This is a genomic window from Neobacillus drentensis (assembly GCF_036962125.1).
GTDB lineage: Bacteria > Bacillota > Bacilli > Bacillales > Cytobacillaceae > Neobacillus > Neobacillus drentensis_B.
Genome location: NZ_JBALOA010000037.1, coordinates 1 through 25,319, shown reverse-complemented (window position 1 = coordinate 25,319; position 25,319 = coordinate 1). Strand labels below are relative to the sequence as shown.

Sequence of the window (25,319 nt, the reverse complement as noted above, 5' to 3'; positions counted from 1 at the left end):
GGGGGTAAAAAATGCTCCAATTGAAAGATATTATTACACCAGTCGATTATGTAATTACTGAGGGGACAACTCTCACTGAAGCGATCAGTCTAATGAATAGAAATAAGTGGAACCTGCTGCCTGTAACTGATATCGATAGAAAACTTATTGGTGTTTTTACACGCACTAGTTTATTTCAAATGGTTCTAGACGAGAAGCCCCTAACTACTCCAATCAAACACTACATAAAAGAACAAGTAGAAACGCTGCCTATCAATACCCCTTATGAAAAAATTGATAAAATTGTGAAAAATAGTCAGGTGGGCACCGGTGTAATCATCGATGAGCAAGAACATGTGGTTGGAATGCTTACAAAAACAGATATGGTCATGTCTCTGCTTCAAACATCACAGGAATTAAAAATAGTTCAAACTTTAAAAAGAACATTAGAAACAGCTTTAATTCATGCTTATGACGGGATTGTTATGACAGATGAAAAGAAAATCATCCAGATGGTCAGTCCTCCTTTGCTCGAATTATTTAATCTTCAACCTGAAGCAGTCCTATACAAACCTGTTACCCAAGTATTACCGGTGCTCTTTCTAGACAATGTTTATCAATCTGAAACAGCAGAAGTCAGCGGTTTTTTAGAGATTAACGGCATCAAATATATTGTTCACAGGATTCCAATCTTAGAGGATGGAAAAGTCATTGGAGCAATCGGAAAGGTGGTTTTCCGCCAATTAAATGAAGTCAGCGAGTTGTTTAAAAAGCTGCAGAAGGCGGAAAGTAAGGCGAGTTTTTATCATCAGCAATTTCAAAAATCAGAGTCAGCCAGGTTTACTTGGGATCATTTATTCACCATTGATCCCTATATGGAAAAATTAAAGAAGAGCGCAGTTAAAGCTGCAAAGGGCAGGTCCACGATTCTGATTCGCGGGGAAAGCGGCACGGGAAAAGAGTTATTCGCCCAAGCGATTCATAACAGCAGTGCTAGAAGTACAGGAAAGTTTATTGTGGTCAATTGTGCAGCAATACCTGAGGATTTGCTAGAATCAGAGTTTTTTGGTTACGATGAAGGGGCATTTACAGGTGCAAGGCAAAAAGGTAAACTTGGCAAGTTTGATTTGGCAAATGGCGGGACCCTTTTCCTTGATGAAATAGGAGATATGTCGCTTTCCTTACAGGCCAAATTACTGCGCGTGCTTCAGGAAAGAGAGTTCTACCGGGTCGGAGGAACGATAAGAATTCATGTGGATGTCAGAATTATTGCGGCCACGAACCGTAACCTTGAGGAAATGGTCAGTGAGGGACTTTTTAGAGAGGATTTATATTATCGTCTTAATGTCATTTCATTAAATGTCCCGGCGCTCCGCGATCGACTTTATGATGCAGACCATTTGATTGGCAGATTTATTATTGAGTTGAATCAAATTCTCGGAACCAGCATTACAGGGATGGAGGATAGGGCAAGAGAAGCCATGTTAAGCTATGCTTGGCCTGGAAATGTCCGTGAACTCCGAAATGTTATGGAACGGTCCATGACCTTCGCTGAAAATGGGAAAATTAAGTTTGAGGATCTTCCCGATTATTTAGTAAAGCAGGTTTCTAGCAATGAACCTCCTCAAAATGTATCACTTGTCGAGAACGCTGAGCTCGAAGCGATTAAAAAGGCGCTCGTCCAAGTGCAAGGGAATAAGGTTAAAGCAGCTAGATTGCTAGGAATCAGCCGGTCCGGTTTATATGAAAAAATAAAAAAATACAAACTTCCCAGATAAGGTGAGAGTGTCCAGGAATTGGACACCTTTTTGTACTATATGTGTACATGGAAAACATATAGTCATTAAGGACTGAAGTTTATCAGGTCTGATGGACTACTTGGTGCCATTCAGTTGATTGGCATAAATATTGCATAAAAGTTGTAGAAGCCATTTTTTTGAGGGAGGTTGCTTAAATGAATATTGGAAGCCTTTTAGCGCAAAATGCCCGCAAGTTTCCTGAACTGCTAGCAATTGAATGTGAAGGAAGAAGTTATACGTATCGTGAGTTCAATGTAGAAGTCAATAAGCTTGCTAACGGCTTGCTAGAGCAGGGAGTGAATAAGGGCGACAAGCTTGCATTGATGATGAAGAATTCGGACCACTTTGTATTTACTTTTTTTGCTGCTGCAAAAATTGGTGCTGTTGCCGTACCTGTTAACTTCCGCCTAACCGCTTCAGAGGTTCACTACATATTAGAACAATCCGACACCTCTATCGTTGTGTGTGACAAGGAGTTCGAACACATAATTGCTGATGCGAAAAAAGGAACAGATGTCAGGTTAGCAATTACCATCGGGGAACCACAAACAACTGGTTACGATTCATATGAACGTATTCTTTCTAAAAATGACAGTGAACCAAGTGTTGAGGTTTCAGAGCAGGATGATTTAGAAATCCTCTACACCTCAGGGACAACGGGACGCCCTAAGGGTGCATTATTTGATCATAGTCAAATCTTTAAAGTAGGGATTGCCGTTGTAATAAATATGGGGATTAGACAGCATGAACGTATTCTTCACCTTGCCCCGCTGTTTCACTCAGCCCAATTAAATCTGTTCCTTATTTCCGGCGTTGCCCTTGGTGCCACACATATTATTCATCGCGATTTTCATCCAGTCAAAACACTCCAAGCGATCCAAGAACATAAAATTACCCACCTTTTTGCCGTTCCAGCTATGTATAACTTTCTACTCCAAGTTCCTAATGCGACGGAGTATGATTTATCTTCCATTAAGAGAGTTGGTTACGGGGCAGCCCCAATGGCACCGGAACTGGTAAAAAAAAGCATGCAGCTCTTTAAAACAGACCAATTTTATAATCTCTGCGGTTTGACCGAAGCAGGTCCGGGCGGGATTCTCCTTGATCCAGAAGGGCACAAACACCACCTCGGCAAGGGAGGAAAACCTATTTTCTTGACGGAGACAAGGGTGGTTAATGAAGAAGGCAATGATGTGTTACCAGGAGTTATTGGTGAATTCATTGTTCGCAGTGACATGGTGATGAAGGAGTATTATAAAAAACCAGAGGAAACCAAGGGTACCCTTAAAAATGGCTGGCTCTATACGGGCGACTTAGCCACGATTGACGAAGAGGGCTATATTACATTGGTCGACCGAAAAAAAGACATGATTATCTCAGGTGGAGAAAATGTGTATTCCGTTGAGGTGGAAGGTGTTCTCTTTGAACATCCGGCCGTGCTCGATGCAGCAATCATTGGACTGCCTGATGAGGTTTGGGGCGAAGCCGTTTGTGCGATTATTGTACCAAGGGATGGTGCTGTGATTGATGAGCAGGAATTGAAGACCTTCTGTCGTCAAAAACTAGCAGGCTATAAAGTTCCGAGGCGTATTTTTATCGAAGAGCAGCTGCCAAGGAACGCCTCAGGGAAAGTTCTGAAATATCAATTACGTGAGAAGATGAGAAATGTAACCATATAGACTCTGTTTAGGTAAGTTTTTCATCAAAAAATGTAAACGTTACCACTTGAGAGGAGAGGTATTTTAAATGAAACATCCCTATTTAAATGAAGATCATGAAATATTTCGCAATGCATTGAGAAAGTTTTTGGACAAAGAAGCATATCCCTTTTATGAGCAGTGGGAGGAAGAACGGATGATTCCGCGCTCCTTCTGGAAGAAGATGGGTGAACAGGGATTTCTGTGCCCAGATATCGATGAAAAATATGGCGGCAGCGAGGTCGACTGGGGATTTGCAGTCGTCATCAATGAAGAACTGGAAAAAGTGGGCTCAGGCCTCATTGGCATCGGTCTCCATAATGATATTGTCGTTCCTTATATCACCGCTTACGGGACGGAGGAACAAAAGCAGCGCTGGTTACCGAAATGCGTGACAGGTGAAATTATTACCGCGATTGCGATGACAGAACCAGGTACAGGCTCTGACCTCGCCAACATCAAAACGACAGCAAGGCTGGACGGAGACCATTATATTGTCAATGGACAAAAAACGTTCATTACCAACGGAATTCAATCCGACCTGATTGTTGTCGCCGTCAAAACAGACATCCATGCTGTACCGAAACATAAAGGCGTCAGCCTGTTGGTCATTGAGAGGGATGCACCTGGATTTTCACGAGGAAGAAAGTTAAACAAGGTCGGTCTCCATTGCCAAGATACCGCAGAATTAATCTTTGAAGATTGCCGTGTCCCAAAGGAAAATCTGCTCGGGGAAGAAGGCAAGGGATTTCTGTATTTAATGGAAAAACTTCAACAGGAACGGCTGCTTGTTGCTATTGGGGCCCAAACGGCATCTGAAGTAATGCTGAAAATGACAATCGATTATGTAAAAAGCAGGGAAGCATTTGGAAGGCCGGTCAGCCAGTTCCAAAACACCCAGTTTAAGATTGTTGAAATGGCGACCGAAATTGAAATGGGCAGAGCCTTTTTGGATCAGTTAATTGCTGAACATATAGAAGGGAAAAATGTAGTAACGAAGGTCTCGATGGCCAAATGGAAGCTAACAGATATCGCGAAAAGGATTGCAGCTGAATGTATGCAGCTCCATGGCGGTTATGGATATATGGAAGAATACGAGATTGCGAGACGATTCCGTGATATTCCTGTTTCCAGCATCTACGCGGGCACCAATGAAATCATGAAAACCATCATTGCGAAAAATCTAGGATTATAGAGAGGGAGATTACTATGCGTGAAGTTGTAATTGTCGAAGGTGTACGTACACCTGTAGGTAGAAGAAATGGCGTGTTGAAGGATATCCGTCCGGATGATTTATCCGCGATGACCTTAAAGGAACTTGTTAATCGAGCAGGAATCGACCCAGCATTGGTTGAGGATGTGATTTGGGGTTGTGTAACCCAAGCAGGCGAGCAAGCAGGTGATATTGCTAGAGTGGCTGCGCTTATCGCGGGCTTTCCTATTGAAGTCCCAGGAACCACAATTGATCGTCAATGCGGTTCCAGTCAGCAAGCTGTCCATTTCGCTGCCCAAGCCATCTTGGCAGGAGACATGGACGTAGTGATTGCTGGCGGTGTTGAAAGTATGTCCCGTGTTCCAATGGGTTCCAACTACAAGGGGGCCGAGGAGCCATTCAGTCCCCAGTTAAAGTCGAAGTATGAAATGATTCATCAAGGTTTATCAGCCGAGCGGATTGCTGAAAACTATGGATTTACCCGTGCTGTACTGGATCAATTTTCTCTCGAAAGCCATCAAAGAGCACTAAAGGCGCAGGAAGAGGGATATTTTTCAAGGGAGATTTTCCCGATTGAAGTAAAGCTTCCAGACGGAACAACGACCATTATCAAAGAGGATTCAGGTCCAAGAAAAGGAACTTCTCTAGAAGCATTGGCTGGCCTCCGCACATCTTTTAAAGAAGATGGGGTTATTCATGCCGGAAACTCCAGTCAAATCAGTGACGGGGCTGCAGCTTTACTACTAATGTCCCGTGAGAAAGCAGAAGAGCTTGGATTGAAACCGCGCTTCAGTGTTCACACACGCGTGGTGGTCGGTTCAGATCCAACCTTGATGCTGACAGGACCAATCCCAGCTACACAAAAGGCACTTGAAAAGTCAGGTTTATCGATTGAGGATATTGATGTATTTGAAGTCAATGAAGCCTTTGCCCCTGTTCCGATTGCCTGGCTGAAAGAGACTGGTGCAGATCCATCAAAGCTTAACCCTAATGGAGGAGCAATTGCGCTCGGTCATCCGCTAGGCGGTAGCGGGGCTCGTTTGATGGTGACAATGATGCACGAGCTTGAGAGGACCGGCGGACGATATGGATTGCAAACCATGTGCGAGGGTCACGGGATGGCGAATGCGACAATTATTGAGCGTTTAGATTAGCAGGAATTAACGTTTCGCAAACAAACTCGTTGGTTTCGCAAACAAATCACTAAGTTTCGGCAGACAAATTGAGTTTCGCAAACAAACTACTGAGTTTCGCAAACAAACCTGTGAGTTTCGCAAATAAACTACTAGGTTTCGCAAACAAACCGCTAAGTTTCGCAAACAAACTAATGGAGGCGATTCAATGAGCACGACAATCGGGAAAATTTTTGATTTAACAGTGAAAAAATATCCGAACAAACAAGCCATTTACGATGTCAGAAAAAACGTCCGCTACACGTATAAGGAATGGAACGAACAAATAAACAGACTCGCCAATGCCCTCATAAAAGAAGGCGTTCAAAAAGGTGATCGGGTATCCACCTTCATGTTTAATACCGAAGAGTTAGGAACCGCTTTTTTCGCCTGTGCGAAAATCGGCGCCATATTCAATCCAATCAATTTCCGTTTAACACCGGAAGAAGTTGCCTTTATACTTTCGGATGCCGCTCCCAAGGTGGTTCTTTTTGAAAAAGCCTTAGAATCAGTTATTTCAGCCATTGCCAATCGCTTTGGAAAAACATCCTTCTGGTTTATTGATGAAGAAACACCTGCATATGCGGCAAGTTACCAGGAAAAAATAGCGATCTCTTCAACCGCAGCAGTTCAGGCAGACGTGAATGAAAATGATCTTTACGCGTTTATTTATACTAGCGGGACCACAGGTAGACCCAAAGGAGTTATGCATACCCACCGCAATATGGTTGACCAAAGTATATTCTGTATTGCCTCATGCAAACTTAGTGCAGAAGATGTTGGACTCGTAACGGCACCGATGTTCCATTGCGCTGAACTTCATTGTGCCTTCCTGCCAAGAATCCATGCTGGGGCAAGTAATGTCATCCTGCATCAATTCAATCCAAAAGCCATCCTGCAATTAATTGAACAAGAAAAAATCTCAAAATTCTTTGCGGCTCCAACGATGTGGAATATGCTGCTTCAAGAAGACCTTAGTAAGTATGACCTATCAAGTCTAAAGCTTGGTTTGTATGGTGCGGCCCCAATGGCACCAGCACTTGTCCATGCACTTCATGACAATCTAGGAATCTCATTAGTTCAAGCCTATGGAATGACCGAAATGGGTCCTGCAATCACCTTCCTATCCGAGACAGATCAATTGAGGAAAGCAGGTTCGGCTGGGCAAGCTGCCTTAAGCCACGATATTCGGGTCGTCCGTACTAGAGAAGACGGTCCCTCAGATCCTGATGATATCGTCCCAGTCGGTGAAACGGGGGAAATAATTGTCCAAGGACCGTGTATGATGGTTGGTTATTTTAACCGCGAGGAAGCGACAGAAAAAGCATTGTATAAAGGCTGGTACCATTCAGGTGACATTGGTTACCTTGATGACGAAGGGTATCTTTATGTTAATGACCGCGTCGATGACATGATTATTAGCGGTGGGGAAAACATCTATCCTAGGGAAGTGGAAGACCTCTTGCATGCCCACGCGGGTGTTTTAGATGTGGCAATCGTGGGTCAGCCTGATGACCGATGGGGTGAAACCTGTACTGCATTTGTGGTAAAAAAGGATCCAAATATAACAGAGCAGGAACTGGATGAATACTGCAAAAATAGTGATCAACTTGCCAATTATAAACGGCCGCGTAAGTACATTTTCTGTGAAGCACTGCCGCGGAATGCCAGTGGTAAGATAATGAAATTCGTTTTAAGAAAACAATTGGAGGAGCTGTTTACTCCAGGAACTACAAATTCGTAAAAGAGGGTCATAACTATGTTAAAAGGTATTAAAGTTATTGATTTTACGAACTACTTGCCAGGCCCCTTCGCCACTTTACGTCTAGCGGAACTTGGTGCCGAGATTATTAAAGTTGAGTCTCCGGAAGGCGATCCTGCCCGGCATACAGGGCTTTCCAAACAGGGGGACGGCCTAGTTTTCCTTGCGAACAACCGTCAGAAAAAAAGTATCACCCTTAACTTAAAAGAGCAAGCAGGGCTCGACACTGCTTTAAAATTAATTACTCAGGCTGATGTCGTACTCGAAAGCTTTAGACCTGGTGTGATGGGGAAGCTCGGTCTAGGATATGAGGCGGTGCAAAAGGTAAAGCCAGATATCGTTTATTGCTCGATCTCAGGCTATGGACAAAAGGGAAGGTTAAGCGGGTTAGGAAACCATGACCTCAATTATATGGCTTTAAGCGGGGTTTTAGCCCAGTTAAAGGATAAAGCGGGCAAACCTGTCCATCCATCGATTACTGTTGCTGATTATATAGGCGGTTATGCAGCCAACGAACGAATTCTGACCGGACTTGTTTCGAGATCGTTAACAGGAAAAGGAAGCTATCATTCTATATCGATTACGGATCAACTAGTCTCTTTATTGGGGAATCATGTCATGGTGGAAAAAGAAACGAAGGCAGGAAATGGCATTAATGTACTGAATGGAAGCATAGTTTCCTATGCATTATATGAAACGAAGGATGGTCGCTTTGTGAGCCTTGGTGCGCTCGAGCCTAAGTTTTGGGTTACTTTTTGCCAAGCTAATGATCGGAAGGAATGGATCCAAGCCCACTATTCCTCAACAGATGATTCAAACCCTGTATTTCAGGAAATCACTGCTCTTTTTAAAAGTAAAAACTTCTATGAGTGGATCGAATTCGCCCAAAAGGTGGATTGCTGCATGGCCCCTGTATTAGAGATTGGGGAACTACACACCAATCCATACTTTCAAGAGAAGAAACTCATCTTTGCTTCATCCTGGGGAGACTATCAAGTAAAAATGCATAGTGATCTAGAGCAGGAATCCATTGCACCGCCGCCCCGGAAAAATGAGCATAAAGATGAAATACTGAATAATATTTTAATTTAAATGGAGAAAATAGACTGCCGAGAATTAATTGGCAGTCTATTTTTTAATAAATGCTTTTTAAAAATCGAAAAACTAGCAGTATAATAGAGTAAGATGAAAAATTGAAAGGAGGAAAAAAGTTGTTTGAAAAAGCACTGCCATTACTAGAGTCACACTTCGGTTATAGCTCCTTTAGGACAGGCCAAGAACAGGCAATCCGTTCCGTTTTATCCGGCGAAAACACAATTACAGTTATGCCAACGGGTGGAGGGAAATCGATTTGTTATCAAATTCCTGCACTTGTCCTGCCCGGTACCACGATTGTTATTTCCCCACTAATTTCTTTAATGAAGGATCAAGTAGATGCCCTCAATCAAGTCGGTATTCCCGCTACATTTATTAATAGTTCGTTAAGTTATGGAGAAGCAAATAGGCGGATGCAAGAAGTCAGTCAAGGGAAATACAAGCTTTTATATCTAGCACCTGAACGATTAGAATCACGAGATTTCCTTGAAGAACTATACAGCATGGACATTCCGTTAGTTGCAGTGGATGAGGCACACTGTATTTCACAATGGGGACATGATTTTCGGCCAAGCTATCGCCATATCCAACAATTAATTCATAGCCTTCCTCAAATGCCGATTGTATTGGCCCTTACTGCTACAGCAACACCAAAGGTCCGTGAAGATATATGCAGCTTATTAGGCATTGATGAAGAGAATACGATAATAACGGGATTCGAGCGGGAAAATCTGTCGTTTACAGTGATCAAGGGGCAGGATCGGGACAAATATATTAGAGACTATCTAAAACAAAACGATAAAGAGGCAGGTATAATTTATGCGGCAACAAGGAAGAATGTTGACCAAGTTTATGAGAAGCTGCTTAAAGCCGGTATTAAGGCAGCCCGCTATCATGCGGGAATGGGTGATGTAGAACGAAACCGTGAGCAGGAGCGATTCTTAGCAGATGACGCAACTGTCATGGTGGCAACCTCTGCCTTCGGAATGGGGATCGACAAATCCAATATCCGATATGTGATCCATTATCAACAGCCTAAAAATATGGAAAGCTATTATCAAGAGGCAGGCCGTGCCGGCAGGGATGGCCTCAAAAGTGAATGCATTCTGCTCCATTCCTCACAGGATGTGCAAATTCAACGTTTTTTAATTGATCAATCCAGTGACCGAAGTAGAATGACCCAAGAATTAGAAAAGCTCCAACAAATGGTCGATTACTGTCATACTGAAAACTGTTTGCAGGAATTTATTTTAAGGTATTTTGGTGAAACGGAGACCGAACCCTGCGGACGGTGCGGGAATTGCTTGGATACGAGGACAAGCATCGATGTAACAAAGGAAGCGCAAATGGTGATGTCTTGCGTGATTCGGATGGGACAGCGCTTCGGTAAAACGATTACGGCCCAAGTGTTAACTGGCTCGAAAAATAAAAAAGTAACTGAGATGGGTTTTGACAGACTGCCAACCTATGGAATCATGAAGGACAGGAGTTCAAAGGATGTCAGTGACTTTATCGAATTTTTGATCTCGCAGGAATTAATTGCAATTGAGCAAGGGCAATTTCCCACCCTGTTCGTTTCACCAAAAGGAAAAGATATTCTTTTAGGTAAACAGCTGGTCCATCGCCGTGAAACGGTACTAGTCAAACAGGTAGCCAAGGACGATCCATTATTTGAAGTGCTTAGAGAGGTACGGAAGCAGATTGCCGAATTAGAGAAAGTTCCGCCGTTTGTGATTTTTTCCGATGCTTCCCTAAAGGATATGTGTGCAAAACTCCCGAAGACAACGGAAGAATTTTTACAAGTGAGTGGTGTGGGAGAATTGAAGCTTAAAAAGTATGGTCTTGAATTTATCCAAGCGATCCGTACTTTCTGTGAAACGCATGCAGACTATCAAAGTGAGATGGAACCAGTGGAGAAAGCTACTAAGAAGCCAGCCAAGAAAGCTGGGGTAACTGATTCTCATATGGAGACGCTCAAATTACACCAAAGTAATCTTTCAATAGATGAAATTGCTGAACAGAGGGATTTGGCAGTCAGCACGGTTGAAGGTCATTTGCTTCAATGTGCGCAACAAGGTTTGGATGTTGATTTTTCAAAACATATACCTGCTGATTACTTGCCGCTATTAGAAAATGCCTTGGCAGAAGCTGGACGGGATCGTTTAAAACCAATCAAGGAGCTACTTCCAGATGAAGTAAGCTATTTTATGATCAAAGCATATGTTTATTTTATTAGCAAAAAGAAATAGGTTTTGCAAAAGGATGCCATCCATCCGAGAAATATTACATTTATTTGTATTTTTAGAATATTCTTAATTGTTGTCGATTACCCTCTGATATTGTTGATATTTCCCCGGTAATTTGTCGATATCCCACTTAATAAAAAGAACAGGGCAGCCATAAGACTTAGCTGCCCTGTTCTTTTTCATATTCATCTAAAAATGGCTTATTCGCATAATAGTACATCATGGCCATGAAAACAGCTCCACCAATTAGGTTGCCAATGGTCACGGGCACGAGATTGTGAATGACTCCACCCCATGATATCGTCCCGGGATGATTTAAAACTAAGGCAATCGCAAACGTACACATGTTAGCGATACTATGCTCATAGCCGGAAATAAAGAAACAAAAGACAAACAGCATCATTGCAAACATCTTCGGCCCATCTCCTTTTAACCCCATTGGGAGAAAAAAGGCCATACACACAAGCCAATTACAAAGAATCGCTCGGAAAAATAATTGGGTTGTAGGGACCTGCATTTTAATTTCAACAACATGGAGTAAAAAACCGTTAACCTCTGAACTTTCATAAAGTCCTGTTGTAAAGATGATAAAGGCGAAGACTGCTGCACCGAGAATATTTCCTGCATAACTACAAACCCATAGTTTGAGGACATCAATCCAAGCCATCTTCTTTCGAAGCGCTGCATAGGTGTAATAAAAAGTATTTCCGGTAAACAAATCCCCGCCGCCATAGGCAATTAAAATGATCGCTGCACCGAAAGTAAGTGCCGCCATCGGATAGGCCAATGGGTTATCCTTAATATAAAAGAAGTTCCCTGTTTTAAAGGCCACGATAACACCAAAACCAATAAACATACTAGCCAATGTTGCACGTAAAATATAACGAAGAACACTTTGACGAAAGATTTTCATCTTTTTCAGGGCGAGTTTTTCTGCTTCTCCTAAAGGCTGCATTTCCATTTTGACTTTCCCACCATTCACGATTAAGTATTATCCATTTATCTTTTATCCAAAAGCGCGTGGTTATGTATGGAGAGGTAAGATTTTCTTCAAACTAGCATAGAATATTTATTTTTTTTCACACATAAACATTTGTAATGGTTGAAAATAGCAAAAACATCCGGAAATCAGCTATAATAGAGAGGTTTTTTGAAGACTGATTTTAAGGAGATATTATGTCGACATTGAAAAAATTTACCCCTTTATATGATCCATGGGAAGCCTATTTAGATATTGAGCAATACGGTAAGCCTCAGCTCACCAATATCGAATTTACCACTACAACCCTTTGTAATATGCGCTGTGAACATTGTGCTGTAGGCTATACACTGCAAACAAAGGATCCGCAGTCTCTGCCACTTGAACTTCTCATTCAAAGGCTGGAAGAAATCCCAACCCTTCGTTCGCTAAGTATTACTGGGGGCGAACCAATGCTATCACTTTCCTCGGTAAAAAATTATGTAGTACCGATTTTAAAATATGCCCATGAGCGTGGTGTTCGAACACAGATTAATTCTAATTTGACCCTAGAACTGGATCGATATGAATTAATCGTGCCTTATTTAGACGTCTTACATATTTCGCATAACTGGGGGACTGTCGACGATTTTATCGAGGGCGGTTTCGCCAGAATGGAGCGGAAACCAGAATATGAACAACGAGAAAAATATTTTAAAAGAATGATAGAAAATAGCCGTGAACTGGTAAAAGCAGGGGTGATGGTATCTGCAGAAACGATGTTGAACAAGCGAACCCTTCCGCATTTAGAAAAAATCCATCGTCAGATTGTCGATGAAATGCTTTGTCAGCGTCATGAAATTCACCCTATGTACCCAAGTGACTTTGCAAGCAATCTTGAAACCTTATCACTAAAGGAAATTAGGGAGGCAATCTATGATTTACTGGATATAAGAGACGAAAACGTTTGGATGCTTTTTGGCACGCTGCCATTTTACGCCTGCAGCAGTGAACAAGAGGATTTAGCTCTATTACAACGTTTGTATCAGAGTAAAAACGTCACAGTCAGAAATGATCCTGATGGTCGTTCACGGTTGAATGTGAATATCTTTAACGGAGATATTATTGTGACTGATTTTGGAGATACACCACCACTAGGAAATATTCAAACAACGAATCTATTAGATGCATATAACACCTGGCAGTCGTCATCCATTGCACAGGAACTAAGCTGTCATTGCCCGGCGGTTAAATGCCTTGGTCCGAACATTCTTGTTAAGAATAGTTATTATCAAGACGTTGATTTCACCAACCTAGAAAATAAAATCATAAGGAAATAATAACTTAATTAAAAATATTCAAAACACTATTGACAACTTGTGAATAGGAGACTAAAATCAAATTTATTAACTTAACAGAATAATTTGTTCTCTTATCAAGAGTGGCAGAGGGACTGGCCCGATGACGCCCAGCAACCGTTCCGATTGGAATTGGTGCTAAATCCTGCAAAACAATTTTTGTTTTGAAAGATAAGAGAGGAGTAGTCCCTTAATTTGTGATGAAACCTCTCTTTTCTGGAGAGGTTTTTTTATTTATTAAAAACCAACTTCTCCAATAGGAACAGTGAAGTATTGATAAGGATAAACAAGGGGGAGCTGTAAAAATGAAAAGAAATATTTTTAAAAGTACGCTCGTATCAGCATTAGCCGCCACACTATTACTCACTGGCTGTGCTTCAGGGGAAGAAACCAAACAAGCTAGTGGTAAAAAGTTTTCACTTGAAGGTGTACCAGAGAAATTTACAAGTGGAGATCCATTGAAAATTAAGGTCATTCGTAAAATTGGCGGCGACGATCACACGGCTCAATTTCTAGCGGGTGCAAAAGAAGAAGGGGAAGCTCTTGGTTTTCAAGTCGATGTGTTTACAGCAAATGGAGACACCGCAAAATTCCATGATGCGATTAATCAGGCCATAGATCAAGATTATGATGGATTTATCATCTCGCATGGTGACGATGATGCAACAGTTAATGATGTAAAGAAGATTACTGAAAAAGGTAAAAGTGTGGTTACATTTGACTCGAATGCAAATCTAGCAACGGTGAAAGGTGTCACTCTTACCTCTCAAGATGATGAAGCATTAGCAACATTAGCTCTTGATCAACTCGTCAAAGAAACGAACGGCAAAGCAAATATTGCTTACCTTTGGGTAGATGGTTTTCCACCAATGGTGAGACGTAATAAAGTTTATCAGGATGTTTTAGCAAAAAATCCGGGATTAAAAGAAGTAGAACGCTTTGGCGTCGCATCTGCTGATACAAGTGTGCAAACTCAAAATGCTGTTGCAGCGATGTTAAATAAATATCCAAAAGGCAAATTAGATGCCATTTTCGCTACTTGGGATGCCTTTGCAATTGGTGCAGCGCGTGCATTGAAAGAAGCTGGCCGTGAAGAAGTGAAGATTTATGGTATTGATGTTTCTAACGCAGATTTACAAGAAATTCAAAGAAAAGACAGTGCTTGGAAATATACAGCAGCTGTCGATCCTAAACTAATCGGTGCTGTTGACATGAGAATCCTTGCTAAAAAGCTTGCAGGAGAAGAAACTCCACAGACATTTGATTTAGAAGCTTCACTAGTTTCCCAAGAAAATCTACAACAATCAAAGGATCCTGTAAATATGATTAGTCTTGCGAAAAGTATCCCAGGATGGGGGAAATCGACTGCATTTGAGGAAGATTGGATTAAGACGTTAAAAAACCATTATAAAAAATAGTCAGTTAATAACAAGACACTCTCTTTTTCACTGATTAAGAGAGTGTTTGCTTAAGGAGGTAGACTTTAATGAGTTCAACATTAGAGATGAAAAACATTTCGATTGAATTTCCAGGCGTTAAGGCACTGAAACAAGTTGACTTTTCAATGAAGACAGGAGATGTTCAGGCTTTGATAGGCGCAAATGGCGCTGGGAAATCAACCTTAATGAATGTTCTCGCCGGTGCTTATGACCACTATACTGGAGAAATCCTCTTAGATGGAAAGAGACTTAAAATCCGTTCCCCGAAAAATGCACAGGACGTTGGAATTCAAATCGTTTACCAAGAAGTAGATACAGCTCTCATATCATATTTAACAGTTGCTGAAAATATTATGTTGCTCGATACAGTCCACAACATGGGGAATAAACAGTGGATGAAATGGAAGGACCTTCATCAAAGAGCAGCAGATATATTAGCGAGAATGAACATTACACTTTCAACAAAGAAGCTAGTTAGTGAATTAACATTAGCCGAAAAGCAGATGATTCTAATTGCTAGGGCTGTTTCAAATCAGTGTAGGTTTCTTATTTTGGATGAACCGACAGCACCATTAAGTCATAACGAAACGACGGAATTGTTCCGGATTGTCCGTGATTTAAAAAAACAAGATGTAGGAGTTATCTTTATTTCCCACCGCTTACCAGAAATTTTCGAAGTCTGTGATGACGTTACTGTTATGAGGAATGGGGAATTTGTTGCGAAAGAGAAGGTGGCAAAAACAAATACCAATAAAGTGGTTGAGCAAATGCTTGGTCAAAAATTGGAGGAGCAGTTTCCAAAAAGGTCTACAAAGATTGGAAACACGGTCCTTGAAGTGAAGGGTCTTTCGGATAAAGGCAAGATAAGAGATTTAGATATTCATGTTAACTCAGGGGAGATTATTGGAATTGCTGGCCTCGTCGGGGCTGGAAAAACGGAATTGTGTAAAGCATTATTCGGCGCTGAGAAATTATCGGCGGGGGAAGTTATTCTGAATGGGAAGACAATAAGATTTAAAAACCCCTATGATGCGGTCAAGAAGGGAATTGCTTTAGTTCCAGAAGAGCGGAGAAAAGAAGGAATACTCGTACTTGAATCCGTTGAAACGAATTTAACAGCGGCAAATTTAGGATACTTTGCACGTGTGTTTAGCTTATTAGATCGAAAAAAAGAAACAGCAACCGCCAGACAGCTGATCCGTCGCCTCGGCATTAAAACTCCGTCAGAAGAAACAAAAGTCCAAAATCTTTCTGGTGGAAATCAGCAAAAGGTGGCGATTGGAAAGTGGCTTGTAGCTGAAGCGGATGTGTATATTTTTGATGAACCAACCAAGGGTGTCGATGTCGGAGCAAAGAAGGATATCTTCGAGTTAATCGCTGAACTGGCAAGCAGGGGAAAAGCGATTATTTATGCATCTTCCGAGCTATCTGAAATAGTAGGGATTACTGATCGGGTTTATGTTTTATATGATGGTGAGTCAGTAAAAGAGGTTGAAACAAATCTTACAAACGAAGAAGAACTTTTATTTTATTCAACAGGGGGCAGGTAAAAATGGAGGCAAATATCGCAGCAAAGAATCATGAGGCCCCAGCCAAAAAAGTATTTGAGTTATTCCACTTCTTATATAAATACGGGACAATTATAACGATTCTTGCACTTATCATTATTTTTTCGGTTGCCAATCCAACTTTCATTCAAGGAAGTAATATCATCAATATCTTACGTTCTATCTCGATTGTAACAATCATCGCCATTGGAATTACGATTTCTTTGTCAGTGGATGGATTTGATTTATCGGTAGGGTCGGTTGCATCCTTATCAAACGCGATTGTCATTTCGATGTTTGTATGGTTTTCACAAAACACACTGGTAGCGATTATTTCTGCCATTGCCGCATCATTAGTTGTAGGTGCGGTAAACTCGTTTATGATTGTAAAACTAAGAATTCCAGATATGCTGATGACACTAGCAACCATGTTTATTATCCAAGGTACGGCACTGACGTATACCAAAGGAGCAACCGTGTCGCAGAATATGGTGATGCCTGATGGCTCAATGGCAAGTGGTCTGATTAGTCCCTTTTTCACAAAAATTGGCGAAGTGCCATGGATTATCATAATTATGGCAGTTGCGGTGATTCTTGTGCATATCTTTTTGAATTATACAAAGCATGGCCGCTATATGTACGTAATCGGTGGAAACAAAGAGGCAGCAAGACTTTCAGGGATCCCAGTCAATAAATACAAAGTGGCTGCGTACCTGCTTTCGGCATTGTTTGCTTCCGTTGGCGGGATTGTGCTGGCTTCGAGGGTGTTAACATCAGAAATTAATTCTGGCGCACCGTACCTAATGGATTCAGTTGCAGCTGCGTTTATTGGCTTTTCGGTGCTCGGGGCAGGAAAGGCCAATGCGTTTGGAACATTTATTGGTGCCGTCTTAATTGGGATTCTCCAAAACGGACTCGTGATGATGTCGGTTCCATATTATGCGATGGACATTGTCAAAGGCACCGTCTTGGCCTTTGCATTAGCGATTACGTATTATAAACAAAAGTAGTTGAGGGCAAGTTTGAGACCTATTCACATTGTGGATAGGTTATTTTTTTATGTAAAAATGGAAAGAGGCAGATAAAATCCAAAAGTGGCGGATAAACCATCAAAAGCGGCAGATAAATCTCAGCGGCGTTTTAAAATATGTAAAATTATCCAAATTATATATTGACAATAATTATATTAACAATGATAATATAAACATAAATAATATGAGGTGAAACTGAAATGAATATACAAGATGTAATCTTAGGCTTTTTATACGAAGAACCAATGAGCGGTTATGATATTAAACAAATGATGGAAAACTCAGTCTCCTACTTCTTCGATGCTTCCTTTGGTGCGATATATCCCGCCCTAAGAAAGATGGAAAAGGAAGGACTCGTTGAAAAACAAATTATCCAGCAAGACGGAAAGCCGAACAAGAATTTATTCGTCATTACCGAAAGCGGAAAAGAACAATTTCAACATTACTTAAACAGCCCCATCAATCCAACAATCACAAGGTCAGATGTTCTTATCCGGATTTTCTTTGGCCGATTTACGACCAAAGAGAAACTCATTGAGTGGTTAGTGGGAGAACGTGAAAAGAGTCAGGCAATGTACAACAATTTAAAAGGAATTGCAGATCAATGGGGTTCAGAAATGGAACATCATAAACGGTTTACTTTAGAGTTTGGAATCCGTCAAGCAGAAATGATTATGGGAATGGTGGATGAAGAATTAAAAAAATTATCTGAACAAAAAGGGGATTGACGGAATGAAAAGAACAGGTGGAATGAAAATCGTTTTGCTCATGTGTATAGGGTTATTTGTATGTATGCTGGATTCAACGATTATGAATATTACCCTGCCGGCGATTCAGAAAAATTTAAATACTTCATTGGAAACGAGTTCGTGGATGCTAAATGTATATACGATGACGATAGCCGTTTTAGCCATCCCATTGGCGAGGTTTGCCGAAATGTTTGGGAGAAATAAATTTTATATTTTCGGGCTGTTTGTTTTCGGTTTTGGGTCAGCCTTGTGCGGATTAGCAGGCAATGGTGATTTCTTAATTGCAGCGCGTTTCATTCAAAGCATTGGGGCAGCGATTTTAATCCCATGCAGCATGGTTATTGGGATTGCCGCCATGCCGCTTGAAAAACGGACACTTCCACTAACTTTACTTGGTGCAACCCAGGGATTAGCTACAGCTCTTGGGCCGACAGTTGGTGGTCTCATTACCGAAAAGCTAAGCTGGCATTGGGTTTTTTATGTCAATGTTCCAATTTGCTTACTTGCTATTGTCGGAGCTTTTCTTATCCTAACTATTAAGAGAGAAAGTCGTGTAACATCTAAGATAGACTGGTTGGGTTTGCTCTTTTCTATCGCATCTCTTTTCCCCTTGAATCTCGTTTTAATCAAAGGAAATTCGTGGGGCTGGGAAAGCATGCAAGCAATCATCTGTTATTTTATCACCATTGTTTCTTTTGGCCTTTTTATATTAGTTGAGAAAAAGTCCAAAGACCCGATGGTTAATTTAAATCTCTTTAAAGACCGCTTGTTTACAGGCTCAGTCATCACAGTGACAACTGGCTTTATCTTCCTCATCGGTGTAATGGTCCTACTACCTCAGTTTCTAACAAACTTCCAGCACAAGACAGAGCTCCAAGCCGCATTACTCGTCACTCCCGTATCAGCAGCCATCTTTGTATTTTCCCAGATCGCCGGTTTACTAACAAAAAAAATTGGTTATACCTGGCCAGTCATATTTGGATTTGGAGTTATGGGCGGAGCCTATTATCTATTACACAATTTAAATCTATATAGTTCATCAAAAGAAATTATTTTACTCTGTAGTCTTCTAGGATTGGGATTCAGTTTTGTTATATCATCGGCAACGATTGCTAGCACCTCCTCTTTCGAAGGGGAGATGTTAACAGCTTCCCAAAGTGTATTTTCCATGTTAAGACAAGTAGGTGTAGTTTTAGCGGTGGCTATTTTTGTTGCAGGGCTAACCAATAACATACAGGCTAAAAAACAAGAAGTTGTCCATTACGCAACTAAAAAGCTTGAAAAACTCGATATTCCAGAAATTGTCAAAACACAGATTTTAAGCGAAACGAAAAAGTCAATTAATTCACAGCAACTTACTCATACCAATGAAAAGCAAGTTGATCAAGAGATTGGTCAAAGTGGGAACATGGTTACTATTTATCGGAATCAAGTAGAGAATTATGCATTAAAAACAATTTCCTTGAGTTTTGCAGATTTGTATAGAGCGAGCATTCCGTTTGTTCTTATTAGTAGTTTAACGGGAATCATTTTTGGGGTGCGAAAGAAGAAGCCGGCAAAATCTTTTGTGAATACCACTGCAGCAGAATGAATATTTAGTAGGAAAGGACCTTGGATTGTGAAAGGAGGGGATCAAATGGAGGTTTTAAAAGTAATCAATTTAGGATTAAGATTTCTTTTGGAAATCATGGTCCTAGTAATCTTATGTTATTGGGGATTTAAAGTTTCTGAGGGAACTATATTAAAACTAATATTGGGAATTGGCCTGCCAATACTTATCGCTGTTATATGGGGGATGTTTGGCGCTCCCAAAGCAGCATATCTATTAAGTGGCTTCCCTTTTCTTCTATTAGAAATTGTCGTATTCGGGTTACCTATTATTGCATTATTAATATTAGATAAACCAATGCAGGCCAGTATATACGGGATCATCACGGTTATTAATCTTGTTTTAATGAAATTTTGGAATCAATAAAGTTTACTTGATAACACCCATCCACACTATCAAACACCTTCCAGTCCGGAAGGTGTTTCTTTGTCGAGAAATGTCGTTTCATTTTTCTGAAAATTCGATTGACTAGCACTTGAAAGTATAGTAATTTATATATAACAACATATAACGTTATATAAAGATGTATGTTGTATCTGAAAGTTAATTGGTGTTCATTCACTAAAATATTTTATCAGGGAGGCAACAAAAAATGACGACTGAGTTAGTAGTTGACGTTAAAAATCAAGTTCAACAAGCTTTAGCAGAGGTAGAAAAAAGAAATATTTCCAATGTTTTCTTTGTAGCATGTGGAGGATCTTCTGCAATCATGTATCCAAGCAAATATGTGATTGATCGTGAAGCGAAAGTTCTTGATTCCCACCTGTATAGTGCAAATGAATTTATCCATCGCAATCATGCAAAACTTGGAAGTAATTCCTTGGTCATCCTGTGCTCACATTCAGGTACTACACCTGAAACCGTTGAAGCAGCAAAATTTGCTCGATCAAAAGGCGCCTTGGCTGTTTCTTTAACTAACGTGGAAGGATCACCATTAGCCCAAGCATCTGATGTTGTGTTGAAGTATCAATGGGGTGAGGAAGCGAATGCTTTTACAACCAACTATTCCGTTTTATATCAACTAGTATTTGGTGTCCTAAAAGTGGTTGAAAATAACGAAAAAGCTAGTATAGTAGAAGAAAGTCTTGAGAATTTACAAAATGTATATGAAAAAGCAGCGGCCCTTTACCAACCAAAAGCCGAAGCCTTCGGACAAGATTATAAAGATGAAAAAATTATTTATACAATGGCGAGTGGCGTGAACTACGGAGTTGCCTATTCCTATGCAATCTGTATCCTTATGGAGATGCAGTGGATTCATTCCCATGCTATCCATGCGGGTGAATACTTCCATGGTCCATTTGAAATTATTGATGAGGAAACACCGTTCATTATCTTGCTTGGTTTAGATGAAACTAGACCTTTAGAAGAAAGAGCACTAGAATTCTCTAAGCGTTATGGCAAGAAATTGGTTGTGCTTGATGCAAAAGACTTTGATTTCACTGGTGTAGCAGAGGAAGTACAAGGATACATCGCTCCATTAGTATTAAATTACGTGTTAAGAAAATATGCGGATCAGTTGGCAGAAGCACGCAATCACCCTCTATCAAAAAGAAGATATATGTGGACAGTTGAATACTAAACCAAGATGAAATAACAATAGAAGCTAAAACATAGAAACGGATACCTTTCTGGAGGGGAAGCTTAATGAAGAAGTTATTGATTTTAAGTATTATATCTATCCTTTTTCTATCCTCGTTTGCGGGCTGTTCAAAGAGTTCAAGTTCAACGAATGGAAAAGATGTTGTTGAACTTAAATTCTTCCACCGCTGGCCGAATCAACCTAAAAAGCAGTATTTTGAAAAAGCTGTAAAAGAATTTGAGAAAGCTCATCCAAATATTAAAATTAAAACAGAGGCCGTTTTAAACGACTCTTATAAAGAAAAGATTCGTGTTGTTTTAGGATCAAGCACCCCTCCAGATGTATTCTTTTCTTGGAGCGGAGAATTTGCCTATAACTTCGCACGTCAGGGACAATCACTAGACTTAACCAATTATGTAAATGAAGACAAAGCGTGGTCGGACCAAATCATTGCTTCCCAATTTAACGCGTTCACACTTGATAGCAAAATTTATGGGATTCCTTGGTCAACCGATGGAAAGGCATTCTTCTACAATAAAAAGATATTCAAAGATTTAAATCTTGAAGTTCCAACCACATGGTCCCAGTTGATCGATGTCTCTAAAAAGATAAAGGCTGCTGGACTTACACCAATTACATTTGGAAGTAAAGCGCCATGGACCATCTCTCATTATATTGGAACATTGAATCAATTGATGGTGCCGCAGGACGTCCTGGATAAAGATTATGATCCGAAAAATCCTGAAGGTGATTTTTCACATCCTGGATATGTAAAAGCATTAGAGAAATTCATGGAACTTAAGCCTTATTTTAATAAGGGAGTAAACTCTGTGGACCATGAATATTCTCGTGAATTATTTAATAGTGGTAAAGCAGCAATTGGTTTCTTCCAATTAGCAGAGATTGGGCTGATTGAACCATCATTAAAGGAAAACTTAGGTGTATTTAATGTACCTGGAGTGGAAGGCGGCAAAGGAAATCCTAATTCCATTACGGCAGCACCAGAAGGAATTATGATTTCTTCGAAAACAAAACATCCAAAAGAAGCAATGGAATTTGTTAAATTCTTAACTTCAAAGGAAAAGGGTATAGAGCAATTAAAAGAAGTCAGTGAATACAGTGCGGTTAAAGGCACAACAACCGAAGCGAATGCATCCAAGCTTCAACAGGATGCCATCAATTTAATTTTAAATGCTGAGCAGACTTACTTGTGGTTTGATACAGCCGTAGATATTAAAATTGTTGATGCCTATCTAAATGGCACACAGCTCATGTTGGACGGAAAGAAAAGTCCAGAAGAAGTAATGAAAGATGTTAGAGCAGCAGCAAAAGAAGTAAAGGCGTCAGCAAACAAATAGGAAGCCTGAAAGGTGGTTGCCAGTTGACCACCTTTTTTCCAAAGATACGCCTTTTAAAAAAGGGGAGTTATTATGCAAAATACAAACAAGTGGTTACCATACCTATATATTGCACCTTGCTTAGTCTTTTTGGCCCTTTTTGTTTACTATCCAATTGTTGAAAACTTTTTTTATAGTTTCTATGATTTCTCTGCTTTTTCCGTAGAAAAAACCTTTGTTGGCTTCGAAAATTTCCTTAATCTTTTTAAAGATGAAGTTTTTTATATAGCTTTAAAAAATAATCTCTGGTATGCGGTGATCTCGATTGTTTTTCAGGTCTTTGGCGGCCTTATTTTAGCTGCAATCCTTGAAGATAAACTTGTCCGGCTCGTTAGTGGATTGTTCCGTACCGTGTTTTTTCTGCCAGTGGTCATATCAATGACGGTTATCGCTTTACTATTTACGTTTGTTTATAATCCGGATATCGGAATCTTAAATGGTTTATTAAATATGCTAGGTCTTGAAAATCTAACCAGGTCGTGGCTGGGCGAATCCGAGACAGCTATTTTCGCGGTTATTGCTGTATCCCAATGGCAAAGTATCGGCTACATTATGATGTTATTCATTGTTGCTATTCAAAATATCCCGCAAGAATTGTACGAGGCTGCAGATATTGATGGAGCTAGTAAAATCAGAAAATTCTTTGCAATTACCGTTCCACAAGTAAAAGAGATGTTCTTCGTTACCACATTGATTACGTTAACTGGTGCTTTTACCGTTTTTAATGAACCGTATATCTTGACAGGCGGCGGACCAGGTAATTCTAGTGAAGTTTTAGGAACCTTACTTTATCATTCAGCTTTCGGTAAAGACCAAATGGGTTATGCATCAGCAGTGGCAACTGTTATCTTACTTATTACCTTAATCGTTTCCTTGGTTCAGCTAAAAGTATTTAAAACAGGAAAGGATGTTTAAAGTGGAGACAAGCAAAGTAATGGACTACCAACATTCGATCCCAATTTCATCAAAATTTAAGAAGCAAAAAAATGTGGTTAAGGGACTGCCTATCTTCACCATCCTTATCGTCTATTTTGTTGTAATTGCGTATCCACTTTTTTGGATGGTCATTAACTCATTTAAGTCCACTCCAGAAATCTTCTCTAGTAGCTGGGCATTACCTAAGGAGTGGTTATTTTCCAATTACACGGAGGCATGGAATACAGGGATTTCTGGGTATTTTGTCAACAGCTTAATTGTTACAGCAACTACTTGCTTCATTACGGTATTAATAAGTGCACTAGGAGCTTATAGTTTATCCAGGTTTGAGTTTAAAGGAAAGAATATCCTATTAGTATTCTGTATGGGTGGAATGATGCTCTCTCCACAAGTTAGTCTCGTTCCATTATATAAGCTCATTCAATTACTCGGGATTCATGATACGTACTTTGCGATGATTTTTCCATATGTGGCTTATCGTATTCCAATTACCATCCTTTTAATTAGAGCTGCTTTTCTTGAAGTACCAAAGGAATTAGAGGAATCAGCCTTTTTGGATGGCTGTAATACATGGACCATTTTCACAAAAATCTTTGTACCATTAAATAAGCCGATTCTTCTTACGGCAGTGGTGTTAACAGCTTACTATACTTGGAACGAGTTTATGTTTGCGTTAATCTTTGTGGATTCTGATGCACTGAAAACAATCCCTGCAGGATTGATGCAATTTAGGGATGCGCTTCAAACCAACTGGGGAGTTCTGATGGCTGGTTTAATGATTTCAGCTCTACCAATTATTCTCTTATTTATGTTCATGCAAAAGTATTTTATTAGAGGCTTATCATCAGGAAGTGTAAAAGGTTAAGGAGGAGTGGGAGCAGATGAAGATTATTGGAATAGGTGATAGTGTGGTTGACGTTTACCAGGATCGCAATGAAATGTTTCCTGGCGGAAATGCTTTAAATGTTGCGGTTCTATCTAAACAAAATGGAGCGGAGTCAGCTGCATATCTAGGAATTGTGGGCACGGATGTAGAAGGGGATCATATTTTAGACTCATTAAATAAGATCAGTGTGGATTGCAGTCATGTTAGAAGGGCCGTTGGTGAAAGTGGAAAGGCTTATGTTGATCTTAACGCAGAAGGAGACCGAATCTTCATTAAATCAAATAAAGGCGGTGTTCAAGCGAAACTAAAGCTCAACCTAGCAGCGGATGACTATGAATACATTAAAGCGTTTGATGTGGTACATACGAGTATTTATAGTCATTTAGATGAAGAATTGCCTCAACTTAAACAGTTCCTTCCAGTTTCATATGATTTCTCTAACCATTTTACCAATCAACTATTAGAAAAGGTTTGCCCGCACATTCAGTTTGCTTTTATATCTGGCAGTGATCTTTCAGAAGCTGAAATAGAGGAGATTTTCCTTAAAATTCACGATTTAGGAACGCCTTATATCATCATCACAAGAGGTTCAAAGGGCGTAGTGATGTCGTATAATAACAAAAGGTATAAACAAGGAATTGAAGAAGCGAATGTGATTGATACGCTTGGGGCGGGCGATTCTTTCATTGCAGGGTTTTTGACCAACCATTTCAATGGATTTACGATTGAGGAATCATTGCTAGCAGCAGCAAAGATTGCGGCTAGGACCTGTGAAGTGAACGGTGCATTTGGACTTGGAAAACAATTGACTTTCTAAAATATAAAAGGAATGAAATGGAAATCCATTCATTCCTTTTATATTTT

20 protein-coding genes and 1 riboswitch are annotated in these 25,319 nt (G+C 40.2%); of the genes, 19 read left to right on the top strand and 1 reads right to left on the bottom strand.

The features are described from left to right. Window positions 1–11: 11 nt before the first annotated feature. The 7 genes from V7121_RS22950 (at window position 12) to recQ (ending at window position 10,966) form a co-directional block, all read left to right on the top strand. Window positions 12–1,757: a sigma 54-interacting transcriptional regulator gene (locus V7121_RS22950; RefSeq protein ID WP_335548017.1), complete on the top strand. Its 1,746-nt coding sequence runs from the start codon at window positions 12–14 to the stop codon at window positions 1,755–1,757. 176 nt (window positions 1,758–1,933) lie between these two features. After that, complete coding sequence (locus V7121_RS22945; RefSeq protein ID WP_335548014.1) at window positions 1,934–3,457, top strand: class I adenylate-forming enzyme family protein; 1,524 nt, start codon at window positions 1,934–1,936, stop codon at window positions 3,455–3,457. A 67-nt stretch (window positions 3,458–3,524) separates the two neighbouring features. After that, on the top strand, window positions 3,525–4,670 hold the full coding sequence (locus V7121_RS22940; RefSeq protein ID WP_335548012.1) for an acyl-CoA dehydrogenase family protein: 1,146 nt from the start codon (window positions 3,525–3,527) through the stop codon (window positions 4,668–4,670). 14 nt (window positions 4,671–4,684) lie between these two features. Beyond that, window positions 4,685–5,842, top strand: coding sequence for a thiolase family protein (locus V7121_RS22935; protein ID WP_335548010.1), 1,158 nt, complete (start codon window positions 4,685–4,687; stop codon window positions 5,840–5,842). 187 nt (window positions 5,843–6,029) lie between these two features. Next, window positions 6,030–7,604: a fatty acid--CoA ligase gene (locus tag V7121_RS22930; protein WP_335548008.1), complete on the top strand. Its 1,575-nt coding sequence runs from the start codon at window positions 6,030–6,032 to the stop codon at window positions 7,602–7,604. Window positions 7,605–7,619: 15 nt separating this feature from the next. Further along, window positions 7,620–8,714 (top strand): CaiB/BaiF CoA transferase family protein, encoded by a 1,095-nt coding sequence (locus V7121_RS22925; RefSeq protein ID WP_335548007.1) that lies wholly within the window; start codon window positions 7,620–7,622, stop codon window positions 8,712–8,714. 119 nt (window positions 8,715–8,833) lie between these two features. Further along, window positions 8,834–10,966, top strand: a complete 2,133-nt coding sequence (gene recQ / locus V7121_RS22920; protein ID WP_335503309.1) for a DNA helicase RecQ — start codon at window positions 8,834–8,836, stop codon at window positions 10,964–10,966. 157 nt (window positions 10,967–11,123) lie between these two features. On the opposite strand, the gene V7121_RS22915 is transcribed toward recQ, so the two are convergent. Next, window positions 11,124–11,924: a formate/nitrite transporter family protein gene (locus V7121_RS22915; protein WP_335503306.1), complete on the bottom strand. Its 801-nt coding sequence runs from the start codon at window positions 11,922–11,924 to the stop codon at window positions 11,124–11,126. 215 nt (window positions 11,925–12,139) lie between these two features. Between V7121_RS22915 and yfkAB the strand changes: the two genes are divergently transcribed. The 12 genes from yfkAB to V7121_RS22855 all read left to right on the top strand — a co-directional run bounded on the left by yfkAB (window position 12,140) and on the right by V7121_RS22855 (window position 25,272). Beyond that, window positions 12,140–13,261: a radical SAM/CxCxxxxC motif protein YfkAB gene (gene yfkAB, locus V7121_RS22910; protein ID WP_335503303.1), complete on the top strand. Its 1,122-nt coding sequence runs from the start codon at window positions 12,140–12,142 to the stop codon at window positions 13,259–13,261. Between the two features lie 89 nt (window positions 13,262–13,350). Then, a riboswitch (SAM riboswitch) is annotated at window positions 13,351–13,457 on the top strand. 127 nt (window positions 13,458–13,584) lie between these two features. Then, the gene (locus tag V7121_RS22905) at window positions 13,585–14,697 is read left to right on the top strand and encodes a sugar ABC transporter substrate-binding protein (RefSeq protein WP_335503301.1); all 1,113 of its coding nucleotides are present in this window, start codon (window positions 13,585–13,587) and stop codon (window positions 14,695–14,697) included. A gap of 68 nt (window positions 14,698–14,765) precedes the next feature. Continuing rightward, the gene (locus V7121_RS22900; protein ID WP_335548005.1) at window positions 14,766–16,268 is read left to right on the top strand and encodes a sugar ABC transporter ATP-binding protein; all 1,503 of its coding nucleotides are present in this window, start codon (window positions 14,766–14,768) and stop codon (window positions 16,266–16,268) included. Window positions 16,269–16,270: 2 nt separating this feature from the next. Beyond that, window positions 16,271–17,275, top strand: a complete 1,005-nt coding sequence (locus V7121_RS22895; protein ID WP_335548003.1) for an ABC transporter permease — start codon at window positions 16,271–16,273, stop codon at window positions 17,273–17,275. Between the two features lie 221 nt (window positions 17,276–17,496). Further along, window positions 17,497–18,024 carry a PadR family transcriptional regulator gene (locus tag V7121_RS22890; protein ID WP_335503292.1) on the top strand — a complete coding sequence of 176 codons (528 nt, stop codon included), beginning with the start codon at window positions 17,497–17,499 and terminating at the stop codon, window positions 18,022–18,024. 4 nt (window positions 18,025–18,028) lie between these two features. Then, a complete protein-coding gene (locus tag V7121_RS22885; RefSeq protein WP_335503289.1) occupies window positions 18,029–19,636 on the top strand; it encodes an MFS transporter in 1,608 nt (535 codons plus the stop codon). 45 nt (window positions 19,637–19,681) lie between these two features. Next, window positions 19,682–20,020 (top strand): YrdB family protein, encoded by a 339-nt coding sequence (locus V7121_RS22880; RefSeq protein WP_335503286.1) that lies wholly within the window; start codon window positions 19,682–19,684, stop codon window positions 20,018–20,020. Between the two features lie 226 nt (window positions 20,021–20,246). Further along, window positions 20,247–21,236 (top strand): SIS domain-containing protein, encoded by a 990-nt coding sequence (locus V7121_RS22875; RefSeq protein ID WP_335503284.1) that lies wholly within the window; start codon window positions 20,247–20,249, stop codon window positions 21,234–21,236. 65 nt (window positions 21,237–21,301) lie between these two features. After that, the gene (locus V7121_RS22870) at window positions 21,302–22,594 is read left to right on the top strand and encodes an ABC transporter substrate-binding protein (protein ID WP_335548001.1); all 1,293 of its coding nucleotides are present in this window, start codon (window positions 21,302–21,304) and stop codon (window positions 22,592–22,594) included. Window positions 22,595–22,666: 72 nt separating this feature from the next. Further along, window positions 22,667–23,548, top strand: coding sequence for a carbohydrate ABC transporter permease (locus V7121_RS22865; RefSeq protein ID WP_335503278.1), 882 nt, complete (start codon window positions 22,667–22,669; stop codon window positions 23,546–23,548). A 19-nt stretch (window positions 23,549–23,567) separates the two neighbouring features. Then, window positions 23,568–24,434, top strand: a complete 867-nt coding sequence (locus V7121_RS22860; RefSeq protein WP_335503275.1) for a carbohydrate ABC transporter permease — start codon at window positions 23,568–23,570, stop codon at window positions 24,432–24,434. Window positions 24,435–24,450: 16 nt separating this feature from the next. Further along, window positions 24,451–25,272 carry a PfkB family carbohydrate kinase gene (locus tag V7121_RS22855; protein WP_335503273.1) on the top strand — a complete coding sequence of 274 codons (822 nt, stop codon included), beginning with the start codon at window positions 24,451–24,453 and terminating at the stop codon, window positions 25,270–25,272. Window positions 25,273–25,319 lie beyond the last annotated feature (47 nt).

Coding starts and splice junctions, on each gene's coding strand:
- V7121_RS22895 (WP_335548003.1), top strand. CDS start 16,271: ATGGAGGCAAATATCGCAGCAAAGAATCATGAGGCCCCAGCCAAAAAA.
- V7121_RS22905 (WP_335503301.1), top strand. CDS start 13,585: ATGAAAAGAAATATTTTTAAAAGTACGCTCGTATCAGCATTAGCCGCC.
- V7121_RS22890 (WP_335503292.1), top strand. CDS start 17,497: ATGAATATACAAGATGTAATCTTAGGCTTTTTATACGAAGAACCAATG.
- yfkAB (WP_335503303.1), top strand. CDS start 12,140: ATGTCGACATTGAAAAAATTTACCCCTTTATATGATCCATGGGAAGCC.
- V7121_RS22865 (WP_335503278.1), top strand. CDS start 22,667: ATGCAAAATACAAACAAGTGGTTACCATACCTATATATTGCACCTTGC.
- V7121_RS22885 (WP_335503289.1), top strand. CDS start 18,029: ATGAAAAGAACAGGTGGAATGAAAATCGTTTTGCTCATGTGTATAGGG.
- V7121_RS22870 (WP_335548001.1), top strand. CDS start 21,302: ATGAAGAAGTTATTGATTTTAAGTATTATATCTATCCTTTTTCTATCC.
- V7121_RS22930 (WP_335548008.1), top strand. CDS start 6,030: ATGAGCACGACAATCGGGAAAATTTTTGATTTAACAGTGAAAAAATAT.
- V7121_RS22855 (WP_335503273.1), top strand. CDS start 24,451: ATGAAGATTATTGGAATAGGTGATAGTGTGGTTGACGTTTACCAGGAT.
- V7121_RS22880 (WP_335503286.1), top strand. CDS start 19,682: ATGGAGGTTTTAAAAGTAATCAATTTAGGATTAAGATTTCTTTTGGAA.
- V7121_RS22875 (WP_335503284.1), top strand. CDS start 20,247: ATGACGACTGAGTTAGTAGTTGACGTTAAAAATCAAGTTCAACAAGCT.
- V7121_RS22900 (WP_335548005.1), top strand. CDS start 14,766: ATGAGTTCAACATTAGAGATGAAAAACATTTCGATTGAATTTCCAGGC.
- V7121_RS22945 (WP_335548014.1), top strand. CDS start 1,934: ATGAATATTGGAAGCCTTTTAGCGCAAAATGCCCGCAAGTTTCCTGAA.
- V7121_RS22950 (WP_335548017.1), top strand. CDS start 12: ATGCTCCAATTGAAAGATATTATTACACCAGTCGATTATGTAATTACT.
- V7121_RS22935 (WP_335548010.1), top strand. CDS start 4,685: ATGCGTGAAGTTGTAATTGTCGAAGGTGTACGTACACCTGTAGGTAGA.
- V7121_RS22860 (WP_335503275.1), top strand. CDS start 23,568: ATGGACTACCAACATTCGATCCCAATTTCATCAAAATTTAAGAAGCAA.
- V7121_RS22940 (WP_335548012.1), top strand. CDS start 3,525: ATGAAACATCCCTATTTAAATGAAGATCATGAAATATTTCGCAATGCA.
- V7121_RS22915 (WP_335503306.1), bottom strand. CDS start 11,924: ATGGAAATGCAGCCTTTAGGAGAAGCAGAAAAACTCGCCCTGAAAAAG.
- V7121_RS22925 (WP_335548007.1), top strand. CDS start 7,620: ATGTTAAAAGGTATTAAAGTTATTGATTTTACGAACTACTTGCCAGGC.